This is a genomic window from Limnobacter sp. MED105, from assembly GCF_000170915.1.
GTDB lineage: Bacteria > Pseudomonadota > Gammaproteobacteria > Burkholderiales > Burkholderiaceae_B > Limnobacter.
In genome coordinates this window covers 195910-217693 of the sequence record NZ_ABCT01000004.1, presented here as the reverse complement: position 1 = coordinate 217693, position 21784 = coordinate 195910, and the positions used below count along the sequence as shown (strand labels likewise).

The window sequence follows — 21784 nt, the reverse complement described above, 5'->3', positions numbered from 1 at the left end:
TATCGGTGGCAAAAAGACGGGTTACAGTTACAATCATAAAAAGAAATCAGGGGAAATAGTCGATGCGTGTGCGCCCAAATCGCCGCATTCACTATTTCTTTTGAACTACAAGGTGAATCAATGTCAACAAATCAAGGAGTTAGCCCAACAGCACTCGTTGCGCCATTCGAACAACTTCGAATGGAAGATGTGGAAACTGTCGGTGGTAAAAACTCGTCACTGGGTGAAATGATCTCCCAGTTGGCGGAAACGGGTGTTCGTGTACCCGGCGGCTTTGCAACCACGGCCCACGCATTCCGGGAATTCCTGAAAGCCAACAATCTGGTTGAGCGCATCAATGCAAAACTCGACGCCCTGAATGTGGACGATGTTCGCGCACTGACCCAAGCCGGTGCTGAAATTCGCCAGTGGGTAATTGATGCTCCGCTGCCCGCCGACCTTGAAGCGGGAATTCGTGAATCTTACGCCACGATGATGGCGCAAAGCGGTGGCGATATTTCTGTGGCAGTGCGTTCTTCAGCCACGGCAGAAGACCTGCCTGACGCTTCGTTTGCAGGTCAGCAAGAGTCTTTCCTGAACGTCACCGGCATTGACGATGTGCTGGAAAAGATCAAGGAAGTGTTTGCCTCGCTGTACAACGATCGCGCTATTTCTTACCGGGTACACAAGGGCTTCGCCCATGCCGATGTCGCGCTTAGTGCGGGCGTGCAGCGCATGGTTCGTTCTGACAAAGCGGCTTCTGGCGTGATGTTCACCATGGACACCGAAAGCGGTTTTGATCAGGTGGTATTCATCACGTCCAGCTATGGCTTGGGTGAAACAGTGGTGCAGGGTGCAGTTAATCCGGACGAGTTTTACGTGTTCAAGCCCACTTTGGCCGAAGGCAAGTACCCCATTATTCGCCGACAGATCGGATCCAAATTGATCAAGATGGAATTTGACCTGCAGAAAGAAAGTGGCAAAAGTGTGCGTACGGTCGATGTTCCGGCCGAGCAGCGCAACCGCTATTCATTGAATGACGATGATGTAATCGAATTGGCGAAGTACGCCATGATTATTGAGAAACATTACGGTCGTCCAATGGACATTGAGTGGGGCAAAGACGGTATTGATGGCAAGCTGTACATTCTGCAAGCCCGCCCTGAAACCGTGAATTCGCAGAAAGACAATGACGTGCAGTTGCGTTATAAGCTCAAGGGCAATTCAGCGATTTTGAGTTCAGGACGAGCCATTGGCCAGAAAATTGGTGCAGGTTCCGTGCGGGTGATCAACGATTCTTCCGAGATGGACCGTGTGCAGGCTGGCGATATTCTGGTGACCGACATGACAGACCCAAACTGGGAACCTGTCATGAAGCGTGCAGCGGCGATTGTCACCAATCGTGGCGGGCGCACTTGCCACGCCGCGATCATTGCCCGTGAACTGGGTATTCCTGCGGTGGTGGGTTGTGGTGATGCCACCGAAAAGCTGACTGAAGGCATGCTGGTCACAGTCAGCTGTTCAGAAGGCGACACCGGTTACATTTACGAGGGCTTGCTGGAGACAGAAGTCAGCGAAGTAAAACGCGGTGCCTTGCCTGAAATTCCAGTGAAAATCATGATGAACGTGGGCAATCCACAACTGGCCTTTGAGTTTTGCCAGTTGCCCAACAAAGGCGTTGGCTTGGCCCGTCTGGAATTCATTATCAACAATGCCATCGGTATTCATCCGAAAGCCATTCTTGATTATCCCAATGTCGATGCCGACTTGAAAAAAGCGGTAGAAAGCGTGGCGCGTGGCCATGCCAGCCCGGTTGCATTTTTTGTGGACAAACTGGCGGAGGGTGTTGCCACCATCGCAGCAGCGTTTTATCCCAAACCAGTCATTGTTCGTATGTCCGATTTCAAATCCAACGAATACCGCAAGCTGATCGGCGGCAGCCGCTACGAACCCGAAGAGGAGAACCCGATGCTCGGTTTCCGCGGTGCAGCCCGATACATTTCCGAGGAGTTTGCCGAGTGTTTCGAAATGGAATGCCTGGCCCTGAAACGTGTTCGTGAGCAAATGGGACTGGACAACGTTCAAATCATGATTCCGTTTGTGCGCACTTTGAATCAGGCGGCCAAAGTGGTTGACCTGCTGGGTCGTAACGGACTGAAGCGTGGTGAGAATGGATTGAAAGTGGTCATGATGTGCGAGGTGCCGTCCAACGCCGTACTGGCGGATCAATTCCTGGAGTACTTTGACGGCTTCTCGATTGGCTCCAACGATCTAACCCAACTTACTTTGGGTCTGGACCGCGATTCTGGCCTGGACATTCTGGCTGCGGATTTCGACGAACGTGACCCAGCCGTGCGTGCCCTGCTAAGCAAAGCGATCGAAGCTTGCAAGGCCAAAGGCAAGTATGTCGGTATTTGCGGGCAAGGGCCTTCAGACCACCCGGATTTTGCATTGTGGCTGGCGGGCGAGGGGATTGAATCCATTTCGCTGAACCCGGACACCGTGATCGATACCTGGCAAAAGCTGGCTGATAAATTTAACAAGAAGTAAGAAGGAGTAACACCATTGAGCAATTTGTCACTGTGGTTGGTATTGGCGGGTATTTTGTTGATTGCCGAAATCACCACAGGTACGTTTTACCTGCTCATGGTGTCTTTGGGGGCGGCCATCGGTGCATTGATGGCCTACCTTGGTTATGGTCTCGAAATTCAAATTGGCGCAGCCGCGGTTTTTTCGGTGGCTGGCAGCCTTCTTCTCCGCAACCGCTCGGTCAAGCGAAGCAAAACAGACAAACAACATGACTTGCTCGATATTGGCAATAAACTTGACATTCCAAGCTGGAATGCGGGGGGACGCGCCAATGTGCAATACCGTGGTGCCACTTGGGCAGCGGAGAGCACTGACAGTACGCCTGTAACGGGCCTGCATCAAATTGTCGATGTTCAGGGCAATGTCCTGAAAGTCAAAAGCGTTTCGACACACGCGTAATCGGTTTGGCCTTGTTCCCGGGTCTGCCAATCAAAGGAGAAAATTCATGGAAGTTTCAATTGTCATATTGATTCTGGCGATTGTGTTTGTCAGCCAGGCACTGCGCATTGTTCCGCAGCAAAGCGCTTGGGTGGTTGAGCGTTTGGGCAAATATGACCGAACCTTGCAGGCTGGTCTGAATTTTCTGGTGCCCTTCATTGAACGGGTTTCATACAAACACTCACTGAAAGAAATTCCGCTGGATGTACCCAGCCAGGTGTGTATTACGAAAGACAATACCCAGCTTCAAGTGGATGGCATTTTATATTTTCAGGTGACTGATGCAATGCGGGCCAGCTATGGCTCAAGCGACTACATCAGCGCAATTACCCAACTGGCGCAAACCACATTGCGATCAATTATTGGCCGCATGGAGCTGGATAAAACCTTTGAAGAGCGTGACATGATCAATGCAGCCATTGTGAACGCATTGGACGAGGCTGCATTGAACTGGGGCGTAAAAGTTCTTCGTTATGAAATCAAGGACTTGACGCCGCCTCGTGAGATTTTACTTTCAATGCAAGCGCAAATTACGGCGGAGCGTGAAAAGCGCGCATTGATTGCGGCTTCCGAGGGTCGAAAACAAGAGCAGATCAACATTGCCAACGGTGAACGAGAGTCGGCAATTGCACGCTCGGAGGGCGATCGAATTGCCGCGATCAACCGTGCGCAAGGTGAGGCAGGTGCAATCAAGGAAATTGCAGAAGCCACCGCCGACGCACTGCGCAAAGTGGCCGCTGCGGTAGCCGAACCGGGCGGTATGGAGGCAGTGAACCTGAAAGTGGCTGAGCAATACATCGAGGCTTTTTCAGGTGTGGCCAAGGCGGGGAACACGCTAATCCTGCCAGGTGATTTATCGAATATGGGATCGATGGTTGCGGCCGCGATGCAGGTCGTGAAGCAGGGCAAGTAATTACCCTGACGCGAGTTCAGGTTCGGTGGATTTTCATCAACCGTTCCTGCTCCCGTTTCCAGTCCTTGTCTTTCAATGTATCGCGCTTATCATGCTGCTTTTTACCTTTGGCCAAGGCCATGTCCACTTTCACTCGGCCATTCTTGAAATGCAAATTCAAGGGCACCAGTGAATAACCCTTTTGTTCCACCTTGCCAATTAATCGGCTAATTTCTTTCTTGTGCATCAACAACTTGCGTGTGCGCGTGTTGACCGGATTAACATGGGTAGATGCACTGGTCAAAGGCGAAATGTGGCAATTCAGCAGCCACAGCTCGCCGTTGCGAACCACGATGTGGCTTTCCTTGATTTGAACGCGACCATCGCGAATGGATTTGACTTCCCAGCCTTCCAGCACAATACCCGCCTCGTACTTCTCTTCGATGAAGTAATCAAAACCTGCTTTTTTGTTGTCAATAATGCTCATGAATTCGGTGAAAACGTCCTTTGGGTGCGGCGCAGCGTGAAAAACGCTAAAATAGAGAGTTTAATCCTTTCTCCGAGCGGGAAACAAACCCTTCAGCATTCATGGCCATTGTAGAAAAGTCCGTGTTGGTTCATTTTTCCACGCAACAAATGTTCGATTTGGTGCGGGCGGTGGCCGATTATCCCCAATTTTTGCCGTGGTGCGGTGCTGGCAGTGTTGAGCCTGTCGATACCAACACGGAAAAAGCAACGGTCGAAATTGCGTTCAAGGGTGTCAAACAAAGCTTTTGCACCATGAATAAATTGACACCTCATCAGCAAATCCACATGACCCTGGTGGAGGGCCCGTTTACCCATCTGGAGGGTACCTGGCATTTCATTGAACTCACACCCGAGGCCTGCAAAGTGCATTTCAAGCTCGCCTACGAGTTTTCAAGCAAGGTTCTTGAGCAGCTTGTCGGCCCGGTGTTTACAAGCCTTGCCAACAGTTTCGTAGACTCTTTCATTAAACGTGCCGAGTCTTTACACCGCACGGGAGCAGGGCAGTAATGCTTGTGCATTGGCTAGAACTCGGCCCTGGCGATGACGGTGTGCTTACGTCAACACCCACTCCATTGAACTTGCCCGAAAAAGCCACAGTGGAGCAAGCACTTCAAGCCATCGGCCTCAGCGGTGAGCGTATTAACCTGTTGCTTACAGAACGAGCAGTGGCAGTGTATGGTCTTTATGCAACAGAGGGTATGGTCCTTCACAGCGGCGATCGCATCGAAATTCTGGATGGCCTAAGCTTCGATCCGATGGAAAGTCGACGCAGGCGAGCTCAGCACAAGGTGCTGACAAAACGCCAGAAAGAATTGGCCAAATACGAGCGCCGAAGCCGCAAGCAATCAAAAACGGCCACCTAAAACTTAAATTCCCCGGTTTTTCTGTTTGCAAACCAAAACAGGTACGCTGGGTATCCTTTATAATTCGCTTTTGCGCAAGGAGAAATTGCATGCGTGTCACGCAGAAAGCGTTAACGTTTGATGATGTATTGCTGGTTCCTGCGTTCTCAGACGTTCTTCCCAAAGACACATCCCTGTCTACCCAACTGACCCGAAACATCAGCCTGAACATTCCTTTGGTGTCCGCCGCCATGGACACAGTGACTGAAGCCAGGTTGGCCATTGCCATGGCGCAGGAAGGTGGTATCGGTATCGTTCACAAGAACCTGACAGCAACGCAGCAAGCCGCCGAGGTAGCGAAGGTAAAACGCCATGAATCAGGTGTACTTCGCGATCCGATCACGATCGAGCCTGAGCTCACGGTTCGCCAAGTAATCGCACTTACCCAGCAACATAAAATTTCAGGCCTGCCTGTCGTCAAAAATGGGAAGGTAGTTGGCATTGTCACTAACCGTGATTTGCGTTTCGAAACAAATCTAGACCAACCTGTTTCTAACGTAATGACTCCGCGCGAGCGCTTGGTTACTGTGTCGGAAGATGACAGCCTGGAACAAGCCAAAGCCCTCATGCACAAGCACCGTCTGGAGCGCGTGCTGGTGATGGATGCGGACAATACGCTGAAAGGCCTGATTACGGTTAAAGACATTCAAAAGGCCACCGAACACCCGTGGGCCAGCAAAGATATTCACGGCAAATTGCGCGTAGGTGCGGCTGTGGGTGTGGGTGATGGCACAGAAGATCGCGTTGAAAAGCTCGTGGCCGCTGGCGTAGACGTGATTGTTGTTGATACGGCCCATGGCCACAGCAAGGGCGTATTAGACCGCGTTCGTTGGGTGAAGCAAAACTACCCCCAAGTGGACGTGATTGGTGGCAACATTGCCACGGCCAGCGCGGCCTTGGCCTTGATGGAACATGGCGCAGACGGTGTGAAGGTTGGTATTGGTCCCGGTTCAATTTGTACTACCCGCATTGTGGCTGGCGTAGGTGTTCCCCAAATCAGCGCAATCGCCAATGTAGCCAAGGCCCTGAAGGGCACAGGCGTACCTGTAATTGCAGACGGTGGTATTCGCTATTCTGGCGACATTTCCAAAGCTTTGGCTGCGGGCGCCAGCGCCGCGATGATGGGTGGCATGTTTGCCGGCACCGAAGAAGCGCCCGGTGAAGTCGTGTTGTTCCAAGGGCGCAGCTACAAGGCTTATCGCGGCATGGGTTCTCTAGGTGCCATGACCCAAGGCTCAGCGGATCGCTATTTCCAGGACCCTGCCAACAACGCTGACAAGTTGGTGCCAGAGGGCATCGAGGGTCGAGTGCCCTACAAAGGCTCCGTGCTCTCGATTATTTTCCAGCTGGTGGGTGGTGTTCGTTCATCGATGGGCTATGTGGGTTGCCGCTCAATTTCCGAGATGCACGAGAAGGCTGAGTTTGTAGAAATTTCATCAGCCGGCATCCGGGAGTCGCATGTGCATGATGTTCAAATAACAAAAGAAGCACCAAACTACCATGTTGATTAACAAGGCCTGAATACAGCGAAGCAGCCATGCAAAAACCTGACATTCCACACAACGAAGACGAAAGAACACGGGCGATCCAGAATTTGGGGATGATTTACTCTCCCTCGGAGGCCCGGTTTGATCGAATCACACGTTTGGTCTGTCGGCACTTTGACATTGATACGGCGCTGGTCACCATTGTTTACAAAGAAATTCAATGGTTTAAATCGCTTCAAGGGCTGAACGCTTGCTCCACCGACCGGGAAGTTTCTTTCTGTGGGCACGCCATTCTTAGTGATGAACCACTGGTTGTAGAAAACGCGCTTCTGGACCCGCGATTCATGGACAACCCCTTGGTTGTCGATGGACCGAGGATCCGGTTTTATGCTGGCCAACCCATTCGGGACGCATTCGGCGTCACCATTGGTACACTTTGCGTGATTGACAGCGTTCCACGTGCATTTTCTCAGGAAGACAGGCAAGACTTGCGCGATTTCGCGCGCTTGGTTGAAGTTGAAATTGCCAAGCCTGTAGACGACAGCGTGGTCACCCGGTTCGTGCGTTCATTGAACGAAAACCAAAGGTCACTGTTGATTGATCCGATTGTGGGTTCTTGGAACAGGCGCGGCTTTGAGGCATTGCTGGACAAAGAACTGGAACATGCTGTGCGCAAGGGAGAAGATCTTTCCCTGTTGCATGTCAAGCTGGGTTCATTCGATTTGATTTTGAACAGGTTTGGTCATGATCGAATTATTGACTTCACCAAGTTCACCGCATCCATTATTCGCGATGTATTACCAAACGGTTCCAGTATTGGTTCTTTGGGGGCAGATGCATTCGTAGCCGTGTGCTCGGGCATGACCAACTCCGAAGTGGCACGTTTGCTGGAACAGCTAAAAACCCGTTTTGCTGAAACCACACTCGAAACCCATGGCGTGAAAGCGCTGGTTGATGTGGACATCAACTTCCTCAGCCTTACCGGTGAAGACCTTCCATGCACGGCGGTACAGGCAGTGGATCGCTTGTTAAGCCTTAGCTAAGCCTGGTGCCAGTTGCATTGGGTCAATTACTTTTAAGACATTCAAAGAATACTTCATGAATCATCAGAAAATTTTGGTACTCGATTTCGGGTCACAGGTCACACAACTTATTGCCAGACGAGTTCGTGAATGCGGGGTTTTCTGTGAAATTTTACCCTGCGACGCAGACCCGGAACGTATCAAAGAGTATGGGGCATCCGGCATCATTTTGTCGGGTAGCCACCAATCGGCTTACGAAGAAAGCACCGACAAAGCGCCCGAGTTGATCTTTAATCTTGGCGTACCGGTACTTGGCATTTGCTATGGCATGCAAACCATGGCCATGCAACTTGGAGGCAAGGTTGAAGCGGGTACAGTGCGTGAATTTGGTCATGCGCAAATTCGAGCCCACGGCCACACAAAACTGTTTGATGGCATTCAAGACGAAACCAACGAGCACGGCCATGGCTTGCTGAATGTGTGGATGAGCCATGGTGACAAGGTGACCGAGCTGCCACCCAACTTCAAATTGATGGCCTCTACACCTTCATGCCCAATTGCTGGAATGGCCGATGAGACACGCGGATTCTATGCGGTGCAGTTTCACCCGGAAGTGACGCATACCAAACAGGGCAAGGAAATACTGGCACGCTTTGTACGCGACATTTGCGGCTGCAAAGGTGATTGGTCCATGCCCAGCTTTGTGGATGAGGCAGTCGAAAGAATTCGAGCCCAAGTGGGCACCGATGAAGTTATTCTGGGCCTCTCGGGCGGTGTTGATTCTTCAGTAGCAGCAGCATTGATTCACAAAGCAATTGGAGACCAGCTCACCTGTGTATTTGTAGACCACGGCTTGCTTCGTTTCAAAGAAGGCGAGCAGGTCATGGAAACCTTCGCCAAACATCTGGGTGTACGTGTTGTGCATGTGAACGCCACTGAGGAATTCATGGGGCAGCTCAAAGGCGTCACCGACCCCGAGGCAAAACGTAAAATTATCGGCAAAGCGTTTGTGGATGTATTCCAGCGGGAGGCTGGCATGCGTGCCAATGCCAAATGGCTAGCGCAAGGCACTATTTACCCGGATGTAATTGAATCAGCTGGTGCGAAAACAGGCAAGGCCACCAGCATCAAAAGCCATCACAATGTGGGTGGATTGCCGGACACACTGAACCTTAAATTGCTTGAACCCCTGCGTGACTTGTTCAAGGATGAAGTTCGCAAACTTGGCGTTGAACTTGGGCTTGACCCTGAAATGGTTTACCGCCACCCCTTCCCGGGACCAGGTTTAGGCGTTCGCATTCTGGGCGAAGTGAAAGCCGAATACGCTGAAATTTTGCAGCGCGCCGATGCCGTGTTCATTGAAGAATTGCGCAATACCAAAGCCACTGCTAAAGACGCCGTGGCCGAGTTGTGCTCCGAAGAACAAATTGGAAAAAGCTGGTACGACTTGACCAGTCAGGCTTTTGCCGTTTTCTTGCCGGTGAAATCGGTAGGCGTGATGGGCGATGGCCGCACCTACGAGTATGTTGTAGCCATTCGTGCCGTACAAACCCAGGACTTCATGACGGCACATTGGGCACACCTTCCTTATTCGTTGCTGGGGCGTATTTCCAACCGCATCATCAACGAGGTGAAAGGTGTTAACCGCGTGGTGTACGATGTATCAGGTAAACCACCTGCGACCATTGAATGGGAATAAGCCAGTAGGCGAACCCAGTCACTTACCCCAGCCTTACAAAAAAGCCCGCCAATGCGGGCTTTTTTGCTTTTAAGGGGTGAGGTTTGCCCTAATTCCCGAATGAAAATACACATGCCACCATCATTGACGATATTTCACCATCGGTGCAGCCCGGCACCGGTTGGCAAAACGACAATGACAACATGGAGAACCCATGGCAGAAGTAGTGTTGGAGACAAGGGCGTTGACCAAGGAATTCAAGGGATTCACTGCGGTCAGCGATGTGAATTTAAAAGTACAGCGGGGTCATATCCACGCGCTGATCGGCCCCAACGGCGCCGGTAAAACTACCTGTTTCAACTTGTTGACGAAATTCCTGACACCCACATCGGGTCAAATTTTGTTCAACGGCAAAGACATCACCAGTGCCAAGCCTGCCCAAATAGCCAGGCAGGGCATCATCCGATCGTTTCAAATTTCTGCGGTATTCCCGCACCTTACCGTGCTTGAGAATGTACGCATCGGCTTGCAACGCCCACTGGGTAATTCATTCCATTTTTGGAGAAGCGAGAAAAAACTCTCGGTGCTGAATGACAAAGCCATGGCTTTGCTCGCACTGGTTGACCTGGAAAGCTTTGCAGACACTCTCACGGTAGACCTTCCGTACGGCAGAAAACGTGCACTTGAAATTGCCACCACATTGGGTATGGAACCTGAGTTAATGCTGCTGGACGAACCTACCCAGGGCATGGGCCACGAAGACGTGGACCGCGTTACCCAATTGATCAAGAAAGTGTCCGTTGGTCGAACCATTTTGATGGTTGAGCACAATATGAATGTGGTGGCGGGTATTAGCGACCGTATCTCTGTTCTTCAGCGCGGTGCGGTATTGGCCGAAGGAAGCTACGCAGAGGTGTCTCGCAATCCTGAAGTGATGGAGGCCTACATGGGTTCGAGCACTGGCGTTTTGGAGGGTGCACACTGATGAGCACTGCGCTGGAAATTACCGGACTCAACGCTTGGTATGGCGAATCGCACATTCTGCACAACCTGAATCTGACTGTTAAAACTGGCGAGGTAGTCACGCTTCTTGGAAGAAACGGAGCAGGGCGCACCAGCACACTGCGTGCCATTATGGGTTTGACCGGAGCGCGAAAGGGGTCGATCAAAATCAACGGTACCGAGGCCATCGGCATGCCCACCCACAAAATCGCGCACCTGGGCGTGGGTTATTGCCCGGAAGAGCGCGGCATATTCTCGTCACTGTCAGCAGAAGAGAACCTGATGCTGCCTCCCTTTGTCTCGAAAACAGACAAAGGTATGAGCGTTGCAGAAATTTACGAAATGTTTCCCAACTTGGCCGAACGTAAAAAAAGCCAAGGCACCCGCTTGTCTGGTGGAGAACAGCAAATGTTGGCTGTAGCGCGAATCCTGAGAACTGGCGCAAAACTGCTGTTGCTTGACGAAATCTCGGAAGGGCTAGCACCAGTGATTGTTCAGGCTTTGGCCAAAATGATCACCACACTAAAATCGAAGGGATACACGATTGTGATGGTGGAACAGAATTTCCGCTTTGCCGCACCCTTGGCTGACCGATTCTACGTGGTGGAACATGGCCAAATTGTGGAGGCTTTTGCTTCCTCGGAACTCGATGAAAAAATGCCCGTTCTGCATTCGTTGCTGGGCGTATAAAAACCAACCTTTCAAGGGATTGGACTTAAACCAAAGGAGATGATGATGAAATTAAAACCAATCGCAACCGGACTGGCCGCGCTTTTTGCAGTGGTTGCAGGCTCAGCCCAAGCGCAAATTTCCAACGACACAATCAAGATTGGTGTAATCACCGACATGTCTGGCCTGTACGCCGACATTGACGGGCCTGGTGGTGTAGAAGCCGTAAAAATGGCAATTGCTGATTTTGGCGGTACCTTGAACGGCAAAAAGATTGAGCTGGTGTTTGCCGACCACCAAAACAAAGCGGACATTGCAGCCAGCAAGGCTCGCGAGTGGTTTGACACCGAAGGTGTCGATATGCTGATTTCAGGAACCAACTCCGGTACGGCTTTGGCCATGGCTAAAGTTGCTGAGGAAAAACAAAAACCCAACTTCGTGATTGGTGCGGGCACTGCACGAATTACCAATGAAGAATGCAACCCATACAGCATTCACTATGCCTACGACACTGTGGCTCTTGCCAAGGGCACTGGCTCGGCTGTAACCAAACAGGGGGGCAAAACATGGTACTTCCTTACAGCTGACTACGCCTTTGGCACCTCACTTGAGACCGACACGACTGCGGTGGTGAAAGCCAACGGAGGCACAGTCAAAGGTGCGATTCGTCACCCCCTGTCCGCGTCTGATTTCTCCAGCTTCATGCTGCAGGCACAAGCTTCGGGCGCGCAAATTCTGGGCCTGGCCAATGCTGGCGGAGACACTGTGAACTCCATCAAGGCAGCCAATGAATTCGGTGTGACAGGCAGCATGAAGCTTGCTGGTCTGCTGATGTTTATTAATGACGTACACGCATTGGGCTTGGGCCAAACCAAGGGTATGTACCTGACCGACAGTTGGTATTGGGATCAAAACGATGAGACCCGCAAGTGGTCCAAGCGCTTCTTCGACAAAATGAAGAAAATGCCTAGCAGTTTGCAAGCCGCCGATTATTCAGCAACCCTTCAATATCTGAATGCCGTGAAAGCTGCAGGTACCGACGATGGGGCCAAGGTAATGGAGGCCCTGCGCAAACAGAAAGTGAATGATGTGTATGCCAAAAACGGTTACTACCGCGTCGACGGCAGCATGATTCACGACATGTTCTTGATGCAGGTAAAAGACCCCAAGGAATCCAAAAAGCCCTGGGATTACCTGAAAGTTGTTCAAGCCATTCCGGGTGAGCAGGCATTCACTACCAAAGCAGAGACCAAGTGCGCGTTGTGGAAGTAACGCAATAAAACCATAACAAGACCAATGCCCCTGGAGTTGAGAAAGCTCCGGGGGCTTTGCTGGACACGTACCCATGGAAATTTTTGGAATTCCCTTGCAGGCCTTTCTGGGGCAACTGCTGCTCGGCCTTGTGAATGGCTCGTTTTACGCCATGCTGTCACTGGGCCTGGCCGTTATTTTTGGCTTGCTCAATGTGATTAATTTTGCCCATGGTGCGCTGTACATGATGGGTGCGTTTTTCGCCTGGATGGGCATGGCCTATTTCAACCTGAACTATTGGGTGATGCTGTTGCTTGCCCCTTTGTTGGTGGGCGCGTTCGGGATACTGATTGAAAAAACAATGTTGCGCTGGCTTTACAAGCTGGATCACCTCTATGGCCTGCTTCTTACCTTTGGCATCACTTTGATGCTGGAAGGGATATTTCGCTCGATTTATGGTGTTTCCGGTCAACCTTATTCAGTGCCAGAGGCCTTGCAGGGTGCAACCAACCTTGGCTTTATGATTTTGCCCAACTATCGCGCCTGGGTTGTAGTCGCATCGTTGGTGGTTTGTTTTGCCACCTGGATCATGATTGAAAAAACAAAGCTGGGGGCCCTGCTGCGTGCGGGCACCGAGAATCCGCGACTGGTGGAGGCCTTTGGCATCAACGTGCCCTTGATGGTGACGCTTACCTATGGTTTCGGGGTGGCCCTGGCTGCATTTGCCGGCGTACTGGCTGCACCGGTCATTCAGATTTCACCTTTGATGGGTTCGAACCTCATCATCACCGTGTTTGCCGTAGTGGTTATTGGCGGCATGGGTTCCATTCTGGGTTCGATCATCACAGGGCTTACCTTGGGTATCGTTGAAGGATTAACCCGTGTGTTTTATCCAGAATTATCAGCCACTGTGGTATTCATCATCATGGCCATTGTGCTCATGATCCGCCCGGCAGGTTTGTTCGGTCGCGAGAAATAAAGGGGTTGATATGATGAACAAAAATACAATTATCGCCATTGCGGCAATCATTCTCGCCGTGGCTGCACCGTTCTTCATGTACCCGGTGCTGCTGATGAAACTGCTGTGTTTTGCGCTGTTTGCCTGTGCATTCAATCTATTAATCGGTTACACCGGTTTGCTGTCTTTTGGACATGCGGCATTTCTGGGCGGCGCTGGCTATATTGCAGGGTATGTTATCCGAGACCTGGGCTTGCCTTTCGAACTGGGTTTACTGGCAGGCGTGGCCTTTGCAGCATTCCTGGGTTTGGTCATGGGTGCCTTGGCCATACGCCGACAGGGCATTTACTTCACGATGATCACGTTGGCCCTGGCACAAATGCTGTACTTCATCTTTTTACAAGCGCCGTTTACTGGTGGAGAAGATGGTCTTCAGGGCATACCCCGTGGCACCTTGTTGGGTGTTGTCGACCTCAGCGACGACTTGACACTTTACTTCGTGGTGTTGGCAATTTGTATCGCAGGATATGCCTTGATTGTTCGCACAGTGCATTCGCCCTTCGGGCAGGTTCTCAAGGCGATCAAGGAAAATGAACCCCGCGCTATTTCATTGGGCTACGACGTGGACAAATACAAACTTTTGGTGTTTGTTCTGTCAGCCGCATTGTCGGGTTTGGCGGGGGCTACAAAAGCCTCAGTGCTTGGGTTTGAAACATTGACCGACGTGCACTGGACCATGTCTGGCCTGGTGGTACTCATGACCTTGGTGGGCGGCTTGGGCACACTTGCAGGCCCAATTGTGGGCGCTATTGTCATTATTGCACTTGAGAACCGTATTGGTGAGTTTGGCACCTGGATGGCCGTAACCACCGACATTGCCTGGTTCCGCTCACTGGGGGAGCAAGTCACAATTGTGACCGGCTTCATCTTCATTGTGGTGGTGCTGGCCTTCCGACGTGGAATTGTTGGGGAAATTATTGCATGGAACCAACGCAGGTTACTCAAGGCCGGTCAATGAACTAGAAGCGCCCTGCGAAACGAAAACCCGGCCCAGTGCCGGGTTTTTTTATGTCAAACTGATCACACCTAACACGGCTTATTTCGAAGAATATGCAAACCGGCAAGCTGTCTGAAAAATTTCCGATCTTGGCGCACCAAGGCCAAGCCCAAGACATGCCCTGGATGGAGCTTGCGTTACAGCAAGCAAGGCTCGCCGCACAAGCTGGCGAAGTGCCCATTGGCGCAGCGGTGGTGATTGATGGCAAAGCTGTTGCCGACGCCCACAATGCGCCAGTTTTACTGAACGATGCCTGTGCGCACGCGGAGGTTCAAGCCATACGACAAGCCTGCCAAGCGATTGGCAACTACCGCTTGGGCGCACAAGCCACTTTGTACGTCACACTCCAACCTTGCCTTATGTGCATAGGTGCAATTTTGCATGCACGCATAGGCCGAGTGGTAGTGGGGTGCGCACAATCACGCTACAACGGCGACTTAAAACAATCCTTGTCAGTATTCGAGCAAGCGCAAGCCTGGCACCCTTGTGCGTTCGAAACAGGTTGTATGGCGCAAGAAAGCGAAGAATTACTGGGCAGTTTTTTTAAAGCGCGCCGCAAGCAAAGAGAACAAGCTGTTGCCGATTTGGCGAGCCTACTGCACCTTCCCAATGCCAACAAGCAAACCATTGAGGAACTTTCGCAACTTGGATTTAACACCCCACACGACTTTTTGCAGCTTGGACTTGAGCAGGCAAGCCAAGTCTTGGCTGAACGAAGCAATAGATTGAAAGCAGGCCGACACACTCAGCAAGCCGCCATACTGGCCAGTTTGTGCGATTATTTCAATGGTGAACCTGTGCGTTCCTGGAAACAGTATTTGTGAGATCACTTTTGAAACCGGAATTGATTTGAACAGTAAACCGCCCATCGCAACGAGTCAGGCAGTGAATCAGCTAGTCATGTTTTCGCCCAGTGGTGCACTGGTTGATGAAACCTTGCTTGACCGGGCCTGCAACCATTTGACCAATCAACATGGCTTCAATGTGATTGAAATGCCTGAAGCACGCCAGCGCATACAACGCTTTGCAGGCGATGAAGCCACGCGCATGGCCACTATAGAAAATGCGTTTGCCATGAATACGCCCAGCCTGCTAATGGCCACCCGCGGGGGTTACGGCCTAAGCCGCTTGCTTCCGCTGTTGAATTTTCCGGAACTTGCCGCATTGCTGAATGCGAATGAGCACTTGTTGTGCGGACACAGCGACATTACCAGCCTGCAATTGGCATTGCTGAACGCGGGGGCACAACCTGCCACATTGTTGCACGGGCCCATGGCTTGTTTCGATTTTGGGGCAGAGCGGGGTGCAGACCCACTCACCCTCGAACACTTTTTGCGTGCCGTAGAAAAACAGGCAGTAAATATTGAATGGCCTGTTGAATGTTTCGGACTGGACACACAAAAACAAACCATTGCAATTGAAGGCCCGGTGTGGGGTGGCAACCTCACCTTGCTGTGCAGCCTTTTGGGAACGCCTTGGTTGCCCAGTGTACCTGGCGGTATTTTGGTGCTTGAAGATGTGAACGAGCCCGCCTACAAAATTGAGCGCATGCTGCTGCAATTGCTACAGGCTGGTGTGTTGGCCCAGCAAAAGGCCGTTGTGTTGGGTAATTTTTGTGAACCCAAACCTGGTGCTCATGACAATGGTTACAGCCTGCGCAGCGCCGCTGAATTTGTTCAAGGTCAACTTGGCTGCCAACAAAAGCATGTACCCGTTCTGCTGAATTTTCCGTTTGGTCATTGCACCCCCAAGGCATGTTGGTTTCAGGGCGGGCAGGGCACCTTGACGCTAGGCTGCGAACCTGCCGGCTCCCATGCGCGTTTGGTTCAAACCCTTCGCTAGTAGCAACTCTCCGAGTCCGCATTCAGCCCACCCCAAGCCTGGGCATGTATAATGCCCCCTTCGTTAAAAATCACTGAATTTTCCAATACTTATGCTCACCGCAGCCAATATCACCATGCAGTTCGGCGCCAAGCCGCTTTTTGAAAACATCAACGCGAAATTCGGCGATGGCAACCGCTATGGCTTAATTGGTGCAAACGGTTGCGGCAAATCAACGTTCATGAAAATTCTGGGGGGCGACCTGGAACCCAGCAGCGGCACAGTGGTTATTGAGCCCAATGTGCGCCTTGGCAAACTAAGTCAGGATCAATTTGCATTTGAAGATTACCGTGTGCTCGATGTGGTCATGATGGGTCACAGGGAAATGTGGGCGGCGATGACCGAACGAGATGCTTTGTATGCCAACCCCGAAGCCACCGACGACGACTACATGCGTGCCGCTGACCTTGAGGCGGTGTACGCTGAGTTTGGTGGCTATGAAGCCGAGGCCCGTGCTGGCGAGCTGTTGTTGGGTGCTGGCATTCCGCTTGAAAGTCACAATGGTCCCATGAGTGAAATCGCCCCCGGCTGGAAACTGCGAGTGTTGCTTGCACAGGCCCTGTTCTCCAAACCCGATGTTCTGCTACTGGATGAGCCGACCAACAACCTCGACATCAATACCATTGCTTGGCTTGAAAACGTACTGAACCAGTACGAGAGCACCATGATCATCATCAGCCACGACCGCCACTTCCTGAACGAAGTGTGTACCCACATGGCTGACCTGGATTACGGCACATTGCAAGTGGTTCCCGGCAACTATGACGATTACATGCTGGCAGCGGCACAAGCACGCGAACGCGCGCAAGCATCCAATGCCCGTGCCAAAGAACGCATTTCAGATTTGCAAGACTTCGTTCGTCGTTTTGCAGCCAACAAATCGAAGGCACGTCAGGCCACATCGCGTCAAAAGCAGATTGAAAAAATCAAACAAGACACAGTCATCCTGAAACCCTCTTCACGCCAGAATCCGTTCATTCGTTTTGAACAGAAAAAGAAAATGCACCGCTTGGCCGTAGAGCTGGACAACATCAGCTTGGCATACGGTGAAAACAAGGTGATTCGCGACTTTTCAATCATGGTGGAGGCTGGCGACAAAGTGGGTATTGTGGGTGCCAACGGCATGGGCAAAACCACGTTGCTCAAGCTTCTGGCCAGGGCTTTGGAACCCACGTATGGTGATGTGAAGTGGTCGGAAAATGCGGACTTGGGTTATATGGCTCAGGACGTCAGCGACGAATTCAATGTGCCTTTGAATTTGCGTGAATGGACTGAGCGCTTCGCACAAGAGGGCGACGACGACCAAGCCATTCGCGGTATTTTGGGACGCTTGCTGTTTTCCAACGATGAAATATCCAAGCAAGTGAAGGTATGTTCCGGTGGCGAGAAAAACCGCCTTGTGTTCGGTCGCTTAATGTTGGGCCGTCACAATGTGCTGCTGCTGGATGAACCCACCAACCACCTGGACATGGAATCAATTGAATCACTGCAATACGCACTCGAGAAATACGAGGGCACGGTGTTTGTGGTGTCACATGACCGCCAGTTTGTTTCTGGCATTGCCACTCGAATTTTCGAAATGCGTGAAGATGGCATCACCGATTATCGCGGCACCTACGAGGAATACCGCGAGAGTTTGGGTTTGGCTTAAAGCAAAACCACTTTACCCAACTGGCTTTACTTTCGCAGCAACCCGTTTGGCTTTTGCACGCGCTTCATCCACATTTGGATCGCGTGCAAGGGCCACACCCATACGTCTCTTCACAAACGACTCTGGTTTGCCAAATAAACGCACATCCGTGCCGGGTTCAGCCAATGCATCAGCTACGCCTTCAAATGCAATACCAACCTTGTCTACACCCCCATAAATAACGGCACTGGCACCTGGTGTTTTCAGGCTGGTGTCCACAGGCAAACCCAGAATTGCGCGTGCATGCAATTCAAACTCGTTTTGCCACTGCGTAATCATGGTGACCATACCCGTGTCGTGAGGGCGTGGGCTTACTTCAGAAAACCAAACCTGGTCACCTTTCACAAACATTTCCACACCGAACAAGCCCGTGCCACCCAGCGCAGTGGTGACAAGATCCGCCATTTTACGGGCCTCGTCCAAGGCTTTTACGCTCATGGCTTGAGGCTGCCAGCTCTCAATATAATCACCACTTACCTGTACATGACCCACGGGCTCGCAATAGCTGGTTTCAATTGCACCGCTTTTAGGGTTGCGGCTGCGCACAGTCAGCAAGGTTATTTCGTATTCGAATTCGATCAGTGATTCAGCAATTACACGCCCCGAATTGACACGCCCGGCGCTGCCCGCGTAATCCCATGCAGCTTCCAGCTCACTGGCATCATCAACCTTGGATTGCCCTTTGCCAGACGATGACATCACAGGCTTGATGATGCAGGGATAGCCCACCGGCTTTTTGCTGTCTATGCCTTTTTCTACCGCCCGCTTCAGGGTTTCAAAATCATCGGCAAAGGCATAATGCGAGCAACTTAAATTCAACTCCTCAGCAGCCAAGCGGCGAATTCCTTCGCGGTTCATTGTTAGCCACGCCGCATTGGCTGTGGGCACCACACGCACCACGCCTTCAGCCTCAAGCTCTTTAAGGGCCGGTGTGGCAATCGCTTCAATTTCAGGCACAACAATGTGAGGGCGCTCCTGTGCAATCAAGGCTTTTAATGCGTTTGCATTGGTCATATCAATCACATGGAAGCGGTGTGCAACCTGGTGCCCTGGTGCATTGGGGTAGCGGTCAACTGCAATGACCTCTACACCCAGGCGCTGAAAGGCGATGATTACTTCTTTGCCCAGTTCACCACTACCCAACAACATTACTTTCAAGGCGTTTGACGCCAAAGGTGTTCCGATTTGCGTTGGAAATTGAATCGCTGTTGTCATGGTAAAACTCGCTTGATCAAATTATTGTTTAATTGATGGATTCTGGGGTGTCGTGATGATGCGCGTGTGATGCTTCATCGAAGAACACCACCAATAAAACCAACAGCACCGGGCCAATAATCAGGCCCACAATACCCATGGTAATTACGCCACCAAACACACCGAACAACACGGCCAAAAAAGGCAAGTGGGTTCCACCCTGTATCAACAAAGGTCTCACCAGGTAATCGGCAATCAACACCACCAACATGCCCACGGTAATCAACACAATTGCTTCTGCACCGTGGCCACTTAAAAAAAGGATCATACCCAAAATAGCGAGCAAGCCCGGCGCAGCCATGGGGATAAAGGCGATCAATGCCGTGATGGTCCCCAGCAAAACCGGTGCGTAAACGCCGCAGGCAGCAAACAGCACAGAGAGGATGACCGCCTCTGCAAAGCTGACAATCACTAGTCCGTTGACCGCTGCACGCAGGGCAGGGGGCATGTGTGAAACATAGGGCTTCCAGCGTTGGCCCAGCCAGTCAGTTCCAATTCGGTTCATTCGTATGCTGATGCTTGAGCCATCGCGATAAAAAAAGAACAATACCCACAACGCGAAAAACAAGGTGGCAACCCGGCCCAGCAATTCAAGCAGAATGGCCGATGCTGTACCTTGAACATCGCCCAAACGTTGGGTCAGGGTTTCACGCAGCAGTCCTGAAATTTGTTTGGGCACACTCAAATATTCTTGCCAGCTGGCCACAAGCATTTCGCCAAGCACGGGAATTTGAGGCAACCAGTCGGGTACTGCAACACCGGAGTCATCGGCCTGTCGCAAGAAGGTAGTAATTTCAAGAATGTCTTGAACCATGAACACGATTAAACCGATCATGGGCCCCACCAGCAAAAATGCAACAACCAGCGTGGTTAGGAACGCCGCGCCATTCGGCTTTCCGGGAAAGCGCCCGCGAATGCGGCAGTGCAGTGGCCAAAACGCGGTCGCAATAATTCCTGCCCACAAAATTGCCAACAGGAATGGCGACAATACAATGGCAGCGCCCACCAGAATCAACACTGTAAAAAGCGTGCTGATCAGTGACTTCGGTTGTCTCAGGTGTTCTGCCATGTCAGCCAGTCGTGCGGATTACGCGTTATTTGAATGCTTGTTTGTGGTTCAATCATTGTAGCAATGCCTGAATTGCAAATTGACTGTTATTTCACTTTCACGAGAACACACATGAAATTATCCAACACCTTGCGAATCGCTTTGTTCAGTACCTCGGTCGGTTTGCTGGCACCATCTGTTGCATTCGCCGACCTGTGCGAGAAAACCCCCGCCGTGAACCTTAGCGCGATCAGCAGTGAAGAGGTGGACAACGACATGGTGCGCTTGAATTGGCAGGTGCAGATTCAAGCCGGCACGGCCAACGAGGCCATGAATGCCATTAACACCGTGCTGGAAAAATCAATCAACAATTTGTCAAAAAACAAAGACATCAGCAAACTGAAAAACAACATTCAAACTTATCCGCAGTACGGCAAGAACAATGTGATTCAATCCTGGCAAGGCGTGGGCTCACTCACTTTGAAATGCCGGTGCAAGCGTGAAAACCCAGAAAAACGTGAATGTTGCCGAAGGGCTCACGTGAGCAACTTGGAATACTTTCCCAGCGAAAACCGCATCGAGCAAAGCCGAGAAAAATTGCTGCAAAGTGCCATGAAAGAGTTTCAAAACAAGGCAAACATTGCTGCGAAAGGGTTTGGAAAAACCGGCTATACCTTGGGTGAAGTGTCAATTAACGACGAGAACCAAGGCCCGCCTTCTTACCCCCGAATGTACGCCGCATCGGCGGACATGATGAGCAAAGGCATGGAAGTAGCGCCAGCGGCCGGTTCAAGCAAGGTGAGTGTTTCAGTTAATGGGCGCGTTTGCCTGAAGCCGTGAAAGGAATAATACGCGCCAGGTTGGCAGCTGGCTCGGATTGTTCAACAGATGTTTCGACATCTGTTGTGAAATTTGAATCGATCAGGCGCAGGCCATTTTGTTTCAAAGGGGCAGGGCTAAGTTCCTGCTCCAGTTTTTGAACCTGCTCACGCAGTTTACCAAACGATTCCCACATCAGCTTTGACGATTCCATGGCCGACTGCAAGGGGCTTTTTGATCGCTGGCGAATCATGCGGATTTTAAACAGCGTTTGCTCAAGCGCCAAGCGGTGTTCGGGGTCAACACTGGCTACATAACCCTCGAGAACTGCTTCGCGGCGTTGTTCAAAGGCCGCAGGGTCTACCTGGTACAGATCGGCCCATTCTTTGAAATCAAAGTGTGTCATGGCTGCTCCTTGCTTTGCTCAATGAGCTTGGCTTTGTTGCTGTCCTGATCGTCGGTTCCCATCAAAAACGCATGCACTGCTTTTTGCAGAGTCCTTAACCGGGCGGTTTTTAGGTTAAGCTCACGTCTAAGAGCTTCGTTCTCTTCCATGAGTCTGTCAACCAGTGCGAGAGTTTCAAATTTCTTTCCCAAACTTTCTACCCGGTTTACTTCAACGCTTGAATGATGGCCCATG

22 protein-coding genes are annotated in these 21784 nt (G+C 51.3%); 17 read left to right on the top strand and 5 right to left on the bottom strand.

What is annotated here, in order from left to right:
• Nucleotides 1-120 precede the first annotated feature (120 nt).
• The 3 genes from ppsA to LMED105_RS06225 are packed head-to-tail and all read left to right on the top strand — an operon-like array spanning nt 121 to nt 3919.
• Nucleotides 121-2529, top strand: a complete 2409-nt coding sequence (ppsA, locus tag LMED105_RS06235; protein ID WP_040512454.1) for a phosphoenolpyruvate synthase — start codon at nt 121-123, stop codon at nt 2527-2529.
• Nucleotides 2530-2544: 15 nt separating this feature from the next.
• Nucleotides 2545-2967, top strand: a complete 423-nt coding sequence (locus tag LMED105_RS06230) for an NfeD family protein (protein WP_008249391.1) — start codon at nt 2545-2547, stop codon at nt 2965-2967.
• A 46-nt stretch (nt 2968-3013) separates the two neighbouring features.
• Nucleotides 3014-3919, top strand: a complete 906-nt coding sequence (locus tag LMED105_RS06225) for an SPFH domain-containing protein (protein ID WP_008249389.1) — start codon at nt 3014-3016, stop codon at nt 3917-3919.
• 16 nt (nt 3920-3935) lie between these two features.
• Here LMED105_RS06225 and smpB read toward each other — a convergent pair whose 3' ends face one another.
• Entirely contained in the window at nt 3936-4385 is a 450-nt protein-coding gene (smpB, locus tag LMED105_RS06220) for an SsrA-binding protein SmpB (protein ID WP_008249387.1), read from the bottom strand.
• A 101-nt stretch (nt 4386-4486) separates the two neighbouring features.
• On the opposite strand from smpB, the gene LMED105_RS06215 reads away from it, so the two are divergent.
• The 13 genes from LMED105_RS06215 (at nt 4487) to LMED105_RS06155 (ending at nt 17984) form a co-directional block, all read left to right on the top strand.
• Complete coding sequence (locus LMED105_RS06215; RefSeq protein WP_008249385.1) at nt 4487-4933, top strand: type II toxin-antitoxin system RatA family toxin; 447 nt, start codon at nt 4487-4489, stop codon at nt 4931-4933.
• Nucleotides 4933-5289, top strand: coding sequence for an RnfH family protein (locus LMED105_RS16210; protein WP_008249384.1), 357 nt, complete (start codon nt 4933-4935; stop codon nt 5287-5289). The genes LMED105_RS06215 and LMED105_RS16210 overlap by 1 nt, the downstream gene beginning before the upstream one ends.
• A gap of 89 nt (nt 5290-5378) precedes the next feature.
• Nucleotides 5379-6839 carry an IMP dehydrogenase gene (guaB, locus tag LMED105_RS06205; protein WP_008249382.1) on the top strand — a complete coding sequence of 487 codons (1461 nt, stop codon included), beginning with the start codon at nt 5379-5381 and terminating at the stop codon, nt 6837-6839.
• A gap of 26 nt (nt 6840-6865) precedes the next feature.
• Nucleotides 6866-7858 carry a GAF domain-containing protein gene (locus LMED105_RS16205; protein WP_008249380.1) on the top strand — a complete coding sequence of 331 codons (993 nt, stop codon included), beginning with the start codon at nt 6866-6868 and terminating at the stop codon, nt 7856-7858.
• Nucleotides 7859-7913: 55 nt separating this feature from the next.
• Entirely contained in the window at nt 7914-9536 is a 1623-nt protein-coding gene (gene guaA / locus LMED105_RS06195; RefSeq protein ID WP_008249378.1) for a glutamine-hydrolyzing GMP synthase, read from the top strand.
• Between the two features lie 193 nt (nt 9537-9729).
• On the top strand, nt 9730-10500 hold the full coding sequence (locus tag LMED105_RS06190) for an ABC transporter ATP-binding protein (protein WP_008249377.1): 771 nt from the start codon (nt 9730-9732) through the stop codon (nt 10498-10500).
• On the top strand, nt 10500-11207 hold the full coding sequence (locus LMED105_RS06185) for an ABC transporter ATP-binding protein (RefSeq protein WP_008249375.1): 708 nt from the start codon (nt 10500-10502) through the stop codon (nt 11205-11207). Before LMED105_RS06190 ends, LMED105_RS06185 begins: the two co-directional genes overlap by 1 nt.
• A gap of 45 nt (nt 11208-11252) precedes the next feature.
• A complete protein-coding gene (locus LMED105_RS06180) occupies nt 11253-12458 on the top strand; it encodes an ABC transporter substrate-binding protein (protein ID WP_008249373.1) in 1206 nt (401 codons plus the stop codon).
• 73 nt (nt 12459-12531) lie between these two features.
• Nucleotides 12532-13416: a branched-chain amino acid ABC transporter permease gene (locus LMED105_RS06175; protein ID WP_008249371.1), complete on the top strand. Its 885-nt coding sequence runs from the start codon at nt 12532-12534 to the stop codon at nt 13414-13416.
• A 13-nt stretch (nt 13417-13429) separates the two neighbouring features.
• Nucleotides 13430-14413 (top strand): branched-chain amino acid ABC transporter permease, encoded by a 984-nt coding sequence (locus LMED105_RS06170; RefSeq protein WP_040512574.1) that lies wholly within the window; start codon nt 13430-13432, stop codon nt 14411-14413.
• Between the two features lie 92 nt (nt 14414-14505).
• A complete protein-coding gene (locus LMED105_RS16200) occupies nt 14506-15276 on the top strand; it encodes a nucleoside deaminase (RefSeq protein WP_008249368.1) in 771 nt (256 codons plus the stop codon).
• 61 nt (nt 15277-15337) lie between these two features.
• Nucleotides 15338-16294 carry an LD-carboxypeptidase gene (locus LMED105_RS06160; RefSeq protein ID WP_198006805.1) on the top strand — a complete coding sequence of 319 codons (957 nt, stop codon included), beginning with the start codon at nt 15338-15340 and terminating at the stop codon, nt 16292-16294.
• A gap of 91 nt (nt 16295-16385) precedes the next feature.
• Nucleotides 16386-17984, top strand: a complete 1599-nt coding sequence (locus tag LMED105_RS06155; protein WP_008249358.1) for an ABC-F family ATPase — start codon at nt 16386-16388, stop codon at nt 17982-17984.
• Nucleotides 17985-17996: 12 nt separating this feature from the next.
• Here the strand turns inward: LMED105_RS06155 and purT are convergent, their stop codons facing one another.
• Together purT and LMED105_RS16195 are read right to left on the bottom strand one after the other, a co-directional pair.
• On the bottom strand, nt 17997-19226 hold the full coding sequence (gene purT / locus LMED105_RS06150) for a formate-dependent phosphoribosylglycinamide formyltransferase (protein ID WP_040512567.1): 1230 nt from the start codon (nt 19224-19226) through the stop codon (nt 17997-17999).
• A gap of 40 nt (nt 19227-19266) precedes the next feature.
• A complete protein-coding gene (locus tag LMED105_RS16195) occupies nt 19267-20346 on the bottom strand; it encodes an AI-2E family transporter (protein WP_008249353.1) in 1080 nt (359 codons plus the stop codon).
• A gap of 111 nt (nt 20347-20457) precedes the next feature.
• Between LMED105_RS16195 and LMED105_RS16190 the strand changes: the two genes are divergently transcribed.
• Complete coding sequence (locus LMED105_RS16190) at nt 20458-21165, top strand: SIMPL domain-containing protein (RefSeq protein WP_198006804.1); 708 nt, start codon at nt 20458-20460, stop codon at nt 21163-21165.
• On the opposite strand, the gene LMED105_RS06135 is transcribed toward LMED105_RS16190, so the two are convergent.
• Both LMED105_RS06135 and LMED105_RS16990 read right to left on the bottom strand, forming a co-directional pair.
• Complete coding sequence (locus LMED105_RS06135) at nt 21137-21550, bottom strand: DUF3135 domain-containing protein (protein ID WP_008249349.1); 414 nt, start codon at nt 21548-21550, stop codon at nt 21137-21139. The two genes, LMED105_RS16190 and LMED105_RS06135, sit on opposite strands and share 29 nt — an antisense overlap.
• On the bottom strand, nt 21547-21783 hold the full coding sequence (locus tag LMED105_RS16990) for a hypothetical protein (protein ID WP_008249338.1): 237 nt from the start codon (nt 21781-21783) through the stop codon (nt 21547-21549). The genes LMED105_RS06135 and LMED105_RS16990 overlap by 4 nt, the downstream gene beginning before the upstream one ends.
• Between the last annotated feature and the right edge of the window lies 1 nt (nt 21784).